Origin of the sequence: Actinoplanes sp. TFC3, assembly GCF_001553785.1 — a bacterium.
Taxonomy (GTDB): Bacteria; Actinomycetota; Actinomycetes; order Mycobacteriales; family Micromonosporaceae; genus Actinoplanes.
This window is the reverse complement of the sequence record NZ_LOJP01000002.1, coordinates 527,285-541,173: the sequence shown is the minus strand read 5'-3', so window position 1 is coordinate 541,173 and position 13,889 is coordinate 527,285. Positions and strand designations below refer to the sequence as shown.

At 69.8% G+C, this 13,889-nt stretch carries 12 protein-coding genes; 11 read left to right on the top strand and 1 reads right to left on the bottom strand.

The features are described from left to right. From TFC3_RS29540 to TFC3_RS29500, 9 genes are all read left to right on the top strand, one after another. The coding region (locus TFC3_RS29540) for a hypothetical protein (protein WP_067508615.1) at positions 1-901 on the top strand (901 nt) is incomplete at its 5' end. 16 nt (positions 902-917) lie between these two features. Then, positions 918-1,178 (top strand): SCO4848 family membrane protein, encoded by a 261-nt coding sequence (locus TFC3_RS29535; RefSeq protein ID WP_067508613.1) that lies wholly within the window; start codon positions 918-920, stop codon positions 1,176-1,178. A 194-nt stretch (positions 1,179-1,372) separates the two neighbouring features. After that, positions 1,373-2,467: a BMP family protein gene (locus tag TFC3_RS29530; protein WP_082772680.1), complete on the top strand. Its 1,095-nt coding sequence runs from the start codon at positions 1,373-1,375 to the stop codon at positions 2,465-2,467. A 37-nt stretch (positions 2,468-2,504) separates the two neighbouring features. Then, positions 2,505-4,121 carry an ABC transporter ATP-binding protein gene (locus TFC3_RS29525; protein WP_067508611.1) on the top strand — a complete coding sequence of 539 codons (1,617 nt, stop codon included), beginning with the start codon at positions 2,505-2,507 and terminating at the stop codon, positions 4,119-4,121. A gap of 110 nt (positions 4,122-4,231) precedes the next feature. Continuing rightward, positions 4,232-5,434 (top strand): ABC transporter permease, encoded by a 1,203-nt coding sequence (locus TFC3_RS29520; RefSeq protein ID WP_236718601.1) that lies wholly within the window; start codon positions 4,232-4,234, stop codon positions 5,432-5,434. Positions 5,435-5,439: 5 nt separating this feature from the next. Continuing rightward, on the top strand, positions 5,440-6,708 hold the full coding sequence (locus TFC3_RS29515) for an ABC transporter permease (protein ID WP_067509824.1): 1,269 nt from the start codon (positions 5,440-5,442) through the stop codon (positions 6,706-6,708). Positions 6,709-6,726: 18 nt separating this feature from the next. Continuing rightward, a complete protein-coding gene (locus tag TFC3_RS29510; RefSeq protein WP_067508607.1) occupies positions 6,727-7,437 on the top strand; it encodes a cytidine deaminase in 711 nt (236 codons plus the stop codon). Continuing rightward, positions 7,434-8,711: a thymidine phosphorylase gene (locus TFC3_RS29505; protein ID WP_067508603.1), complete on the top strand. Its 1,278-nt coding sequence runs from the start codon at positions 7,434-7,436 to the stop codon at positions 8,709-8,711. Before TFC3_RS29510 ends, TFC3_RS29505 begins: the two co-directional genes overlap by 4 nt. Before the next feature lie 6 nt (positions 8,712-8,717). Next, a complete protein-coding gene (locus tag TFC3_RS29500; protein WP_067508601.1) occupies positions 8,718-9,395 on the top strand; it encodes a DUF4272 domain-containing protein in 678 nt (225 codons plus the stop codon). On the opposite strand, the gene TFC3_RS29495 is transcribed toward TFC3_RS29500, so the two are convergent. Then, the gene (locus tag TFC3_RS29495; RefSeq protein WP_067508599.1) at positions 9,392-10,207 is read right to left on the bottom strand and encodes a putative RNA methyltransferase; all 816 of its coding nucleotides are present in this window, start codon (positions 10,205-10,207) and stop codon (positions 9,392-9,394) included. The genes TFC3_RS29500 and TFC3_RS29495 overlap by 4 nt on opposite strands. Positions 10,208-10,233: 26 nt before the next feature. Here TFC3_RS29495 and TFC3_RS29490 point away from each other — a divergent pair, with 26 nt between their 5' ends. Further along, positions 10,234-11,298, top strand: coding sequence for an adenosine deaminase (locus TFC3_RS29490; RefSeq protein ID WP_067508597.1), 1,065 nt, complete (start codon positions 10,234-10,236; stop codon positions 11,296-11,298). A 451-nt stretch (positions 11,299-11,749) separates the two neighbouring features. Next, positions 11,750-13,889 (top strand): sensor histidine kinase (locus tag TFC3_RS39740; RefSeq protein WP_236718512.1); only part of this gene is annotated, 2,140 nt, incomplete at its 3' end.

The following is a 13,889-nucleotide window of genomic DNA, read 5'->3' as shown; positions in this document are numbered from 1 at the left end:
GGCGGGGGCTGTGGTGGTGCTGCAGGCGCTGCTGGTTCCGTTGTTTGCGGGGCCGGCTGCGAACCTGGCGCCGCGGGATCTGCCGTTGGCCGTTGCTGGGCCGCAGGCTCAGGCCCGTGAGGTGGCGGCCCGGCTGGAGGCGGCGCGGCCGGGGGCGTTCGACGTGCGTGTGATCGGGGCCGACGCCGCTGACCAGGCGATCCGGGACCGGGAGGTCTACGGCGCGATCGTGCTCGGAGCGCAGGGTGCCTCGTTGCACATCGCCTCGGCGGCGAGCCCCACGGTGGCAACCCTGCTCACCCAGGCCGTCGCTCAGCTCCAGCCCTCGGCGCAGGTGGTCGATGTCGTGCCGACCGATGCTGATGACCCGCGCGGGGCCGCGTTCGGGGCCGGGTTCCTGCCGTTGGCGATTACCGGGATGCTGGCCGGGGTGGCGGCGTTCTTCTTCGTGCGCGGGGGCTGGGCGCGGGCGTTGGCGCTGGGGACGTTCGGGGTGCTGGCCGGCCTCGGTGGGGCGCTGGTGCTGCGGACCTGGCTCGGTGTGATTCCGGGTGACTACGTCGGCGACGCGGCTGCGTTGGGGCTGTTCGCGCTGGCTCTCTCGGCGGCGGTGGCCGGGCTCGGGGCGTTGCTCGGGCGAGCCGGGCTGGGGCTCGGCGCGGTGCTGTTCTTCCTGGTCGGCAACGCGTTGTCGGCGGTGAACGCGGCTCCTGAGTTGCTGGCGCAGCCGTGGGGAACCGTGGGCCAGTTCCTGCCGATCGGGGCGGGGGTGCAGGTGTTGCGCTCGGATGCCTACTTCGACGGGGTGGGAGCCGGTCGGGCGCTGGTGGTGCTGTCGGCGTACGCCATCGTGGGCTTGATCCTGGTGGTGGTTCGCCGTGGGGAACGGGTCCGGGGGTGAGGGGCATACTGGGCGGGTGGTGTTGTCCCGGCGGTGGTCCGCCTTCTTGATCGCTGTCGGTGTGTGGACCTGGCTGATCTGGCCCCGCTTCGGGTTGGCCATCTGGAAGGACGATCGGGCCTTCAGCAACGGCAGCCCGACGTCCTTCTTGTGGGTGCACGCCTTACTCATCGTGGCGTCGCTGGCCATCGGGACCACTGTGGGTGTGCTCGGTGTGCGAGCGTGGCGTCGCGCCGAAGATTCGACGGCCGTCAGGGCGGGAGTGCCGAAAGATTAACGGCTGGTTACCGGGGAAACGGGCAATTCCGTCTCTTCCGGAGGTTGAGGGTAGCGACTTTCCGGAGCCGGTTGCGGCCAGGTAACGGTGCGCCAACAGTCCGGCAAGATTTCCCGCCTCCGCCCTGGCCTGCGGCTACGCTCCCGACCTGTGATGCACCGCGCGTGGGCGGTGCGCTGTGGAAGGAGGGCGTGTTGCGCCCAGTAACTGGGAAGCGAATCGTTGCGATTCTCGCGGCGGGTGGGCTGACGCTCGCCGCCGCAGCCTGTGGCGACGCCCCTGAGGACTCCCCGAGCGGCTCTGGCGCCAGCGCTGCCGCGGCTTACAAGGCTTGCATGGTCACCGACACCGGTGGCATCGACGACCGCTCGTTCAACGCCTCCGCGTGGGCCGGCATGCAGGCTGCCCAGCAGGGCGCCAGCAATATCGACCCCAAGTACGTCGCATCGACGGCTGAGACCGACTACGAGCCCAACCTGCGCCAGTTCGTGACGCAGAAGTGCAGCTTCATCCTCGCGGTCGGCGGCCTGATGGGCGACGCCACCAAGAAGGTTGCCACCGAGAACGCGAGCCAGCAGTTCGGCATCGTGGACAGCAGCATCGCCGACGCCAAGAACGTCTACCCGATGCAGTTCGCCACCGACGAGGCCGCGTTCCTCGCCGGCTACCTCGCGGCGGGCTACTCCAAGTCCGGCAAGGTGGCCACCTACGGCGGCCTGAAGATCCCGCCGGTGACCGTGTTCATGGACGGCTTCGCCGACGGGGTGGCGTACTACAACACCCAGAAGAAGAAGAACGTGCAGGTGCTGGGCTGGGACAAGGCCAAGCAGAACGGCACGTTCGCCGAGGCGTTCGGCGACCAGAACAAGGGCAAGTCGATCACCAACACGTTCGTCGCCCAGGGCGCCGACGTGATCATGCCGGTGGCCGGCGGCACGGGCCTGGGCACCGCTGACGTCGCCAAGGCGTCCAGTGGCAAGGTCTCGGTCATCTGGGTCGACCAGGACGGCTGCAAGAGCGCCGAGCAGTACTGCGACGTGTTCCTGACCACCGTCGTCAAGAACATCAACGACGCCGTCAAGCAGGCTGTGGCCGACGGTGCCGCGGGCAAGACGCTCGCCGCCACCCCGGGCTACCTGGGCACGCTGGAGAACGACGGGGTCGGCCTGGCGCCGTACAACAAGTTCGACAGCAAGGTCGACTCGGGCCTCAAGGGTGAGATCGACAAGCTGAAGGCGGACATCATCGCGGGCACCGTGAAGGTCGAGTCGGTCAACGCGCCGAAGTGACCATCGAAGTGATCAAGTAGTTTCGAGCCGCCGCGCAGTGCATCCGGTCAGCACCGGGGCTGCGCGGCGGCTTCGCTCCGTTCTTCGTCTGCAGGAGATTCCGCTGAGACTCGAGCTGCGTGGCATCACCAAGCGCTTCGGCGACCTGGTGGCCAACGACCACATCGACCTCACCGTCGAACCCGGTGAGGTGCACGCCCTGCTCGGCGAGAACGGGGCCGGCAAGTCCACCCTGATGAACCAGCTCTACGGCCTGCTGCAGCCGGACGAGGGCGAGATCGTCGTCGATGGCGAGGCGCGCACGTTCCGCAGCCCCCGCGACGCCATCGCCGCCGGCATCGGCATGGTCCACCAGCACTTCATGCTCGTGCCGGTGTTCACCGTGGCGGAGAACATCGCGCTGGGCGCCGAGAAGACCAAGGCGGGCTTTCTGGATCGGCGCCGGGCCCGGCGTGAGGTTCTGGAGGTCTCCGAGCGGTACGGCCTGCCGGTCGACCCCGATGCGCTGGTGGAGAACCTGCCCGTCGGGGCCCAGCAGCGCGTCGAGATCGTCAAGGCTCTCACCCGCGACGTCGACCTGCTGATCCTCGACGAGCCGACAGCGGTGCTCACCCCGCAGGAGACCGAGGAGCTGCTCGCGGTCATGCGCGGGCTCTGCGACGCCGGCAAGTCGATCGTCTTCATCACCCACAAGCTCAAAGAGGTGAAGGCCATCGCCGACCGGATCACCGTGATCCGGCGCGGGCGCACGGTCGGCACCGCCTCACCCGGCACCGCCGAGGATGAGCTGGCCGCGCTCATGGTCGGGCGCGCGGTGACCCTCGAGGTGGACAAGACCCCGGCCGAGCCGGGCCGCGAGGTGCTGACGATCTCCGGGCTGGCCGTGGCCGACGACCGGGGCGTACGCGCCGTTGACGACGTGGACCTGGTGGTGCGCGCGGGTGAGGTGCTGGGCATTGCCGGGGTGCAGGGAAACGGCCAGACCGAGCTGGTCGAGGCCGTGATGGGTCTGCGGACACCGCTGGCCGGGTCGATCACCGTCGACAACGAGGACCTGATCAGGATGAGCACCAAGCAGATCCTGCGCTCGGGCATCGGCTATGTTCCCGAGGACCGCAGCCTCGACGGCGTGGTCAAGGAGTTCTCCGTCGCCGAGAACCTGGTGCTCGACCAGTACGACCGGCCGCCCTACGGCAACGCCTTCCGGCTCGACCCGGCGGCGGTGGACAAGTCGGCCCGCGAGCGCGTCGAGCAGTTCGACATCCGTACGTCCTCGCCCGACTCGGCTGTCGGCACGCTCTCCGGCGGCAACCAGCAGAAGGTGGTCGTGGCTCGGGAGATGTCCCGCCCGTTGCGGCTGTTCATCGCCTCCCAGCCCACCCGCGGCGTGGACGTGGGCTCGATCGAGTTCATCCACGGGCGCATCGTGCACGAACGCGACGTGGGCACCGCAGTGCTGGTGGTCTCCAGCGAACTCGACGAGGTCGTCGCGCTCGCCGACCGGATCGCGGTGATGTACCGCGGCAAGATCCTGGCGATCGTGCCGCCGGACACCCCGCGCGAGGAACTGGGCCTGCTCATGGCCGGCATCACCGATTCCACCCGGCCGGCGAGCGACGCCGGCGACCCGGCGGCAGAGAAGGGAACCGAGTGACCACCGACGGACCGGTCGGCGCTCCCGGGAAGGACGCCGACGAGACGGCCGCGGAGACCGCCCCCGCCGCGACGCCGGCCGCGAAGGAGCCGGGCAGCGACGACTCCTTCATGGCGCACTTCCTGCACAACCTCTGGTCGGCCAACACCGTCACGGTGACCGTGCTTTCCATCGTGCTGGCCACGATCGTCGGCGCGGTGCTGATCGTGGTGTCCGACCCGGACGTGCTGCATACGTTCAGCTACTTCACCGCCCGGCCCAGCGACGCCCTCACCGCTAGCTGGGACCTGATCAGCGGGGCGTACGCCGACCTGTTCAAGGGCGCGATCGTCGACCCGGCAACGGTCAGCGCGTGGGCCGATGGCAGCGGCACCTGGCGGCAGGTGTTCTTCCCGATCTCCGAGACCCTCACGTACGCCGCCCCGCTGGCCTTCACCGGCCTGTCGGTGGCGATCGCGTTCCGCGGCGGTCTGTTCAACATCGGTGGCCAGGGTCAGGCGGTGCTCGGCACGATCATCGCCGCGCTGGCCGGTTTCGCGCTGCCGCTGCCGCCGGTCCTCCACCTGATCGCCGCGCTGCTCGCGGGCCTGATCGGCGGCGCGGTGTGGGGCTTCATTCCCGGCATCCTCAAGGCCCGCACCGGCGCCCACGAGGTCATCGTCAGCATCATGCTCAACTACACGGCCACGCTGTTCCTGGGCTGGCTGATCCTGCAGAAGGGCGTGCAGCAGCCGGGCCGCAGCGACGCGATCAGCAAGACCGTTGACGGCTCGGCCCAACTGCCCTCGTTCGGCGGGGAGCTGCGGGCCAACCTCGGCATCGTGCTCGCCGTGCTGGCCACCATCGGGGTGGCGTGGCTGCTCAACCGCTCGGCGTTCGGCTTCGAACTGCGCGCTGTGGGGGCCAACTCGCACGCCGCGCGCACCGCGGGCATCAGCGTGGCCAAGACGTACACGCTGCTGATGGTGGTGGCTGGCGGGCTGGCCGGGCTGGGCGGCGCGACTCAGGTGCTGGGCACCGCGTACGCGCTCACCCCGCAGGTGGCCGGCAATATCGGCTTCGACGGCCTGCTGGTCGCCCTGCTGGGCCGCAACCGTCCCTGGGGCACCCTGGGGGCCGCCCTGCTGTTCGGGGCACTTCGGGCCGGCGGTAACCGTATGCAGTCGTACACCGGCATCTCCTTGGAACTTGTCACCGTGCTGCAGGCACTCATCGTTATCTTCATCGCCGCTCCCGCGCTGGTGAAGGCGATCTTCCGCCTGCGCGCAGCCCGCTCCGCCCGGCTGGGCGCCTCGATCGCGAAGGGCTGGTGACCCCGGTGTCCACCGCAACGGTCGAGAACCCGGCCGAAGTGACCCCCACCGGCCGCTTCTGGAACCGTCAGCGCCGCCTCGGCGTGGGCGTGCTCGTCATCGGTCTGCTGGCGACGATCCTGTTCGGCGCGCTGGCACCGTCCAAGACCGCCCGCTTCACCCTCAGCGAGGACGCGCAGGGTGCCGCGTTCTCCATCAACGGCAAGCTCGGCGCCATCCTGTTCGGCGTCCTGGCGATCGCGGCCGGGGCGGTGCTGCTGGCCGGGCTGCTCTCGCGTTACTCCACAGCGGTGCTGTCGGCCGGCATCCTCACGTTCGTGCTGTCGTTCCTGTGCTGGCAGGTAGCGGGCAACTTCCTGCCGCTGGTGGACACCGCCAGCGGCACCCTGGAGCTGGCCGTGCCGCTGATCTTCGGCGCGCTGGCCGGTGTGCTCGGCGAGCGCTCCGGCGTGATCAACGTGGCGATCGAGGGCCAGTTCCTGATGGGCGCGTTCGGTGCGGCGCTGGTCGGCACGATGGCCGGCAGCGTGTGGGCCGGGCTGTTCAGCGCGGCGGTCGGCGGGGTGCTGATCGCGGGCATCCTCGCGGTGCTGGCGATCCGCTACCTGGTCGACCAGACCGTCGTCGGCATCGTGCTCAACCTGCTGGCGCTGGGGGTGACCGGCTTCCTGTACGAGCGGCTCATGCAGGCCGACGCGCAGTCGTACAACCAGCCGCCGAAGATGCCCGAGTGGAAGATCCCCGGCCTGGCCGACATCCCGGTGGTCGGCCCGGTGTTGTTCGACACCAACCTGCTGGTCTGGCTCGCGCTGATCCTGGTGTTCGTCGTGCACTTCGGGCTTACCCGCACCCGGTGGGGCCTGCGTACCCGCGCGGTTGGCGAGCACCCCACCGCGGCCGACACGGTGGGCATCCGGGTGCGCGGGCTGCGCTACCTGAACGTGCTGCTGGGCGGCGTGGTGGCGGGCTTCGGCGGGGCATACTTCACGCTCGTGGCGACCGGCAGCTTCAACAAGAACATGACCGCCGGGGCCGGCTTCATCGCGCTGGCGGCGCTGATCTTCGGCCGCTGGACGCCGTTCGGGGCGCTCGGTGCGGCGCTGTTCTTCGGGTTCGCGCAGAAGCTGGCGACTTACCTGAGCGCGGTGGGCAGCCCGGTGCCGAACCAGTTCCTCAACATGCTGCCGTACCTGGCCACCATCGTCGCGGTGGCCGGGCTGGTCGGCCGGGTGCGCGCGCCCGCTGCCGACGGCCAGCCGTACGTCAAGAGCTGACCTGGCAGAATCGGGACCATGGAGATCGACTGGGCAGCCTTACGATCCGCCGCCATCGAGGCGATGCGGCATGCGTACGCGCCCTACTCCGACTTTCCCGTGGGAGTCGCCGCCCTGGTGGACGACGGCCGCGTGATCGTCGGATGCAACGTGGAGAACGCGTCGTACGGTGTCGGCCTCTGCGCCGAGTGCGGCCTGGTCAGCTCGCTGCACGCCACCGGCGGGGGCCGGTTGGTAGCGATGTCGTGCGTCGACGCCAACGGTCAGCCGCTGATGCCGTGCGGGCGCTGCCGGCAGTTGCTCTACGAGCACGGAGGCAGGACCATGCTGGTCGAGGCGCTGCCCCGGCCGCTGAGCATGGCCGAGTTGCTGCCGCATGCCTTCGGACCCGACGACCTGGACAAGGTGAACGGCCCGGCCGCGGTGCCGGACGTGCCCGTGCAACTCGCCAAGTGGCGGGGCCGCGGGACGGTTTTCGTGCACCCCGATCTGTCCGGCGGCGAGCAGGTGTGGACCGGCTACTGGGAGCGCTCCGGCGGCAGCCCGGAGGAGAGCGACGCCGACAAGGGCGTCCTCGAGGAGGGCCCCAACTTCGGTAGTGCGGCGGAGGCGGTCACCTGGGGACGTATCCGCACGCCCCGGATCGTGGTCGTGGACGCCGGCGGCGGCCTGTCCTGGGCCGGCGAGGGCGAGGCGCCCGAGGGCATTGGGACAAGGTGGCAAGAGTGAGCGAGATCGCGGCGGTTGACGTCATCCGGACCAAGCGGGACGGCCATCCGCTGTCCGACGCGCAGATCGACTGGGTCGTGGCCGCCTACACCCGGGGCGAGGTGGCCGACGAGCAGATGTCCGCGCTGGCCATGGCGATTCTGCTGCGCGGCATGACGCCCGGCGAGATCGCCCGGTGGACCGCTGCGATGATCGCCAGCGGAGAGCGGCTGGACCTGTCCGCCGTGCCGCGCCCGACCGTGGACAAGCACTCCACCGGCGGCGTCGGCGACAAGATCACGCTGCCGTTGACCCCGCTGGTCGCCGCGTGCGGGGCCGCCGTGCCACAGCTGTCCGGCCGCGGCCTCGGGCACACCGGCGGCACCCTGGACAAGCTCGAGTCGATCCCCGGCTGGCGCGCCCGGCTGAGCAACGACGAGTTCGTCAGCCAGCTCCGCGACCTCGGCGCGGTCATCTGCGCGGCCGGTGACGGGCTGGCCCCGGCCGACCGCAAGCTGTACGCGCTGCGCGACGTCACCGGCACCGTCGAGGCGATCCCGCTGATCGCCAGCTCGATCATGAGCAAGAAGATCGCCGAGGGCACCGGCGCGCTCGTGCTCGACGTCAAGGTCGGCACCGGCGCGTTCATGAAGGACGAGGCCTCCGCCCGCGAGCTGGCCGCCACCATGGTCGAGCTCGGCAAGGCCCATGGCGTACGCACGGTGGCCCTGCTCACCGACATGAACACCCCGCTCGGGCTGGCCATCGGCAACGCCAACGAGGTGGCCGAGTCGCTCGAGGTGCTCGCCGGCGGCGGACCGGCCGACGTAATCGAGCTGACCCTGGCGCTGGCCCGCGAGATGCTCGAGACCGCGGGCATCGACGCCGACCCGGCCGAGGCGTTGCGCTCGGGCGCGGCGATGGACAGCTGGCGGGCGATGATCCGGGCGCAGGGCGGCGACCCGGAGGCCGCGCTGCCGGTCGCCCGGGAGACCGAGGTGCTGCGGGCCGGTCAGGACGGCGTGGTCGCGTCGCTGGACGCGCTGGGCCTTGGCCTGGCGGCTTGGCGGCTCGGGGCCGGGCGGGCGCGCAAGGAGGATCCGGTCAGCTTCGGCGCCGGTGTTCAGCTCAAGGTGCGACCCGGCGATGCGGTGCGTGCCGGCGACGTGCTGCTGGAGCTGCGTACCGATGATGGCGAGCGGATTCCGGCCGCGCGCGCCGAAGCCGAGCAAGCGGTGTCCGTCGCGCCGCACGCGCCCACCCCGAAGCCGCTGCTGATCGACCGCATAGCCTGAGCGGTCATGAAGGCCGCCCCCGACCCCCGGGCGGTGCGCGAAGCCAGCTTCGATGAGCTGGAACGCCTCGCGCTGCCGCTGCCACCCCCGTCGTTTCCGCTGGTCTGGGAGCCGGGGGACCAGGTGGAGCTGCGGCCCACGGCCGAGCTGGAGGCGCGGGCGGCGGTGCTGCACGTGGTCGTTGCCCGCTGCTTCGGCATGCCCACCGAGGCGGCGATGAGCTGGCTGCTCAACTCCAAGCTGGTGGAGTTCGTGACCCCGCCGGAGTGGCAGTTCGTGTCGCTGGCCAAGGGCGATCACCGCTCGTTCGTGATGCACCACGACGCGGTGTTCGCGCTGGCCTGGCTGCTCGGGCTGAGCCGGCATCTCGACCCGACGGCCCCGCCCGAGGAGCGGATGATGAGCCAGATGCCGGACCTGCCGGCCGGGGAGCTGTTCAACCAGTGGCGCTCGCGGGCCCTGGTGGCGCCCCGCGATCCGATCGAGGCCGCGGTGCTGCTCGACCTCTACTACTGCCTGGACTGGGCGTTCCAGGAGGCCGAACGGGCCGGCGCGAAGCTGCCCGGCGAGGTGGGCAGCAACGCGGTCGGGCAGCGGCGGTGGGCGCTGGAGTGGGCGGTGACCTTCCACGGGCCCTACCACGAGGCCCCGCCGGAGTGGGAAGAAGTCGACCTGTCGGTCTAGGACCCGCCCTCAGCCGGTTCGTACAGGGTCACGTCGACGGCAACGGTCACTCTGGCGGCCGTGAGACCTTCCAGGGCGACGTGGCGGGCGCTGGGGGTCATGCCGACCAGGGTGCGGGTTTCGGCAGCCGTCAAATCAACGGTACGTCGACAAGTGGCGCTGCTGACCACCGTGAAATCGGCTCCGAGCGACGCAGCCACCCGATCCGCCTTGTCCGGGTCGACGGTGATCAGGCCGTGCGCGGCGATCAGCTCGGCCAGGTGATCCGGGGCCGGGGTCACCACCGCGAGCTGGCCACCGGGCTGCAGGACGCGGCGGAACTCGGGGCCGTTGCGGGGTGCGAAAACGTTGAGGATGAGCGCGATCGAGGCGTCGGCCACGGGTAGCGGGCGCCACAAGTCAGCCAGCGCGGCGGCGGCTCGGGGGTGGGCCCGGGCGGCGCGGCGCAGGGCCGGCTTGGAGACGTCGATGCCGAGGCCGGTGTGGCCGGGCAGGGCGTCGAGCAGGCGAGCCAGATACCACCCGGTTCCGGTGCCGGCGTCGAGGATGGGGCCGGGCTTTGGTCGTACCGCATCAATCAGGGTCTGGGTTATGACGTTGTAGTGCCCTTCAGCCAGGAAAGCCTCACGGTCCGTAACCATGTCGGCGGTGTCACCGGAGTGCGGCGAACGGCCTGCCGTGAGGTTGACGTAGCCCTGCCGCGCGATGTCGAACGAGTGCCCGCGGGGACACCGCAGCGACCGTTCGCCGTCCCGAGAGAGTGTGTCCTCGCACACTGGGCATCGAAGGTACGGCATTGCTGCGTCGATCATCGGCTGCTTCCCTCTAACATCTGTTGATGACCGCCATCTCCCACGCCGACATCGTCAAGGCCCCCAAAGCCCTGCTTCACGATCACCTCGACGGTGGTCTGCGCCCCGCGACGATTGTCGAGCTGGCCGGCGCGATCGGGCACGAGCTGCCCGAAACCGACCCCGAGCGGCTCGGGAAGTGGTTCGTGGCGGCGGCTGACAGCGGGTCGCTGGAACGCTACCTGGAGACCTTCGCGCACACGGTCGCGGTCATGCAGACCGAGGAGGGCCTGCACCGGGTCGCCAAGGAATGCGCGCTGGACCTGGCCGCGGATGGTGTCGTCTACGCCGAGGTGCGCTATGCCCCGGAGCAGCACCTGGAGCGGGGCCTGAGCCTGGACGCGGTGGTCGACGCCGTGCACCAAGGCTTCCGGGACGGCTGTGCGCAAGCGGCGGCGCAGGGCCACACCATCCGGATCGGCACGCTGCTGACCGCCATGCGCCATGCCGCGCGCTCGCAGGAGATCGCCGAGCTGGCCGGGCGCTACCGCGACAACGGCGTGGTGGGCTTCGACATCGCCGGGGCCGAGGCCGGCTTCCCGCCTACCCGGCACCTGGACGCGTTCGAATACCTGCAGCGGGAAAACTTCCACTTCACCATCCACGCGGGCGAGGCGTTCGGGCTGCCCTCGATCTGGGAAGCAATCCAGTGGTGCGGTGCGGACCGGCTGGGTCACGGAGTGCGCATCGTCGACGACATCGTGGGCGACAAACTGGGGCGATTGGCTTCATACGTACGGGACAAGCGCATCCCTCTGGAGCTGTGCCCGTCGTCGAACGTGCAGACCGGTGCGGCCCCGTCGATCGCCGAGCACCCCATCGGCCTGCTGCGTGACCTGCGCTTCCGGGTGACGGTGAACACCGACAACCGGCTCATGAGCGGCACCTCGATGTCGCGCGAGATGGCGTTGCTGACCGAGTCGTTCGGCTGGGGCTGGAGTGAGCTGCAGTGGCTCACGATCAACGCGATGAAGAGCGCGTTCATCCCGTACGACGAGCGGCTGACGCTGATCAACGATGTGATCAAGCCGGCGTACGCGAAGTTGATGTGACTAAATCCCTTTTCGGCGGTCATGTTGGACACGTGCGTACTTTCGGCCGCCGAAACTAGCGATTCGGCGAGAGGGATCAGCCGTTCGGCCAGTTTCCCCTCTACAAACACTGCACAATCCGGCATCTTGCCTTGCCGTCGAGCCTCCCACGAGCAATCGTCTGTGCTGCCACGATCGCAGGTGGATCGGGCCGGAACGGCAAGGACGGCGACCCCGTCGAGCCGACCGAGTTGAGTGACGTTAAGAGATCTACCCCTATACGAGCAGTGATGACCTACCGGCGTTGCCGCCGTCTGAAGACGCGACTTCGCATCACACAAACGGTCCGGGTCAGGCTGCTCTTTCTCTTTGACACTCGTCGTGATGGAATCTCGGGGGCCCGACCCGGTGTGTCGGCCGTGTGCGGTGCCCGGCGATCCGAACGCCGGGTCCGAATCAGGAGGACGGTGACGTGAGCAAGCGCCCCCAGACGGCGAACGCGGTCATGTCGCGTCTCCGCCGGCCGGCCGGTCGGCTGCGGGACATGCCGATCTGGTCGAAGCTCGGGCTCATCATGCTCGTGCCGACGCTGGCGACGATCATCGTCGGGACCAGCGGGCTCATCGACCACATCGACGAGGCGAGCAACGCCGAACGTGCCCGCACGCTGTCCGTGCTATCCGAGGCCGCCGGTGGACTCGTTGACCACTTGCAGAACGAACGCGCTTACGCCGTGATGATCGCGACGACCCAGCCCAACACCGGGGACCGTCAAACTGCCACGACGAACTACCAGCGCGAGCAGCCCAAGGTCGATGCCGCGAAGCTGCCGTACTCGCAGCAGAAGTCGGCCCTCGATGAGGTTCCTTATCAGGTCGACACGCTGCTCGGGCGCCTCGACCGCAACCTCGAGGAGCTGCCTTCCACGCGCAGCCAGACGACGAACGGCAAGTTCGCCATCAAGGACATCGAGGAGTACTACGGCGGTCTGATCAACGACCTGCTGAACGTCCGCGATGCCTCGGCGCAGCTCGCCCAGGACACCACGCTGAGTGACCGTCTCCGGGTGGTCGCCGCGGTCGCCCGGGCCAAGGACTACATCTCGCAGCAGCGCGACGTCGGCCACGAGGTACTGCAGGCCGGAAGCTATAACGAGACGCTGCGCAAGAAGTTCCTCACCACCGAGGCCGGCTTCGACATCGCCGACTCGACGATGCGCCAGGCCGCCACCACCGAGGACATCGCGCTGGTCGACCGGGTCGTCACCGGCCCCGGCAAGCGCGCCGCCACCAACTTCACCGGCCAGCTCGACGCCCTCAGCGCCCAGAACATCAACCAGTTGCCGTTCAACCGCGACAACTGGGAAGAAGCCATGGTCGGCTACAACAACCTGTTCCGCAGCGTCGAGACCAAGCTCGACGGCCAGATCGTGGACCAGGCCACCAACCTGCGCGACAACGTGCAGCGCAAGGTCTTCATCGAGACCAGCGTGCTGCTCGGCCTGCTGCTGCTGGCCATCGTGTTCGCCTGGCTGGTCGCCCGGTCGATGGCCCGCTCGCTGCGCGAACTGCGCCAGGGTGCGCTCAACGTCGCCCAGTTCGGCCTGCCCCAGGCGGTCGAGCGGCTGCGGGACCCGGCGCTGGCCGGCTCGCTCACCCCGGCCCAGGTGGCCGACCAGGTCGCCGAGCCGCTGCCGGTGCGCAGCCGCGACGAGTTCGGCCAGGTGACCGAGGCGTTCAACGCGGTCCACCTCGAGGCCGTACGCACCGCCGCCGAGCAGGCCGCCCTGCGGTCCTCGGTCGCCACGATGTTCGTCAACCTGGCCCGGCGTTCGCAGATCCTGGTCGACCGGCTCATCGGTCACCTCGACCGGCTGGAGCGCGGCGAAGAAGACCCGGACCGGCTGGCCGAGCTCTTCCAGCTCGACCACCTGGCCACCCGGATGCGCCGCAACGACGAAAACCTCCTGGTTCTCGCCGGCGCCGACTCGACCCGTGTGCAACGCGAGCCCGCCGCGCTGATCGACGTGCTCCGCGCCGCGCAGTCCGAGGTTGAGCACTACACGCGCATCGAGTTCGGCGTCATCGACCGGGACATCGAGGTGGCCGCGCACGCGGTCAACGACATGGTCCACCTGGTCGCCGAGCTCTTCGACAACGCCACCGCGTTCTCGCCGCCGAACAGCCACGTCGTGGTCGAGGCTCGCCGCCTCGGCGACGGTGCGGTGCTCTCGGTCGAGGACCGCGGCATCGGCATCAGCCGCGAGCAGTTGCGCGAGCTCAACGAGCGGCTGGCCAACCCGCCCATGGTGGACGTGGCTGTCTCCCGCATGATGGGCCTGGTCGTGGTCGCCCGGCTGGCCAACCGCCACGGTGTCCGGGTCGAGCTGCGCCCGGCCGACACCGAGCGCGGCACGGTCGCCGACGTCGGTCTGCCCGCCGGCGTCCTGATCTCCACCAGCATGGCCAACCGGCTCGCGCCGGGCAGCCCGGCTCCCGCGTTCGCCGGCCAGGAACAGCGGCCCGCGTTCGCCGAGCCGCCGCTGGCCCTGGAAGGCAGCGCTGCCGGCAGCTACGGCGGCGGCGGTCGCCCCGTCGACCCCCACCCGCCCA

What these genes read in the sequence shown, in the direction of transcription:
- TFC3_RS29520 (WP_236718601.1), top strand. Translation starts at nt 4,232, where the DNA reads ATGGCGCACTTCCTGCACAACCTCTGGTCGGCCAACACCGTCACGGTG.
- TFC3_RS29510 (WP_067508607.1), top strand. Translation starts at nt 6,727, where the DNA reads ATGGAGATCGACTGGGCAGCCTTACGATCCGCCGCCATCGAGGCGATG.
- TFC3_RS29500 (WP_067508601.1), top strand. Translation starts at nt 8,718, where the DNA reads ATGAAGGCCGCCCCCGACCCCCGGGCGGTGCGCGAAGCCAGCTTCGAT.
- TFC3_RS29495 (WP_067508599.1), bottom strand. Translation starts at nt 10,207, where the DNA reads ATGATCGACGCAGCAATGCCGTACCTTCGATGCCCAGTGTGCGAGGAC.
- TFC3_RS29490 (WP_067508597.1), top strand. Translation starts at nt 10,234, where the DNA reads ATGACCGCCATCTCCCACGCCGACATCGTCAAGGCCCCCAAAGCCCTG.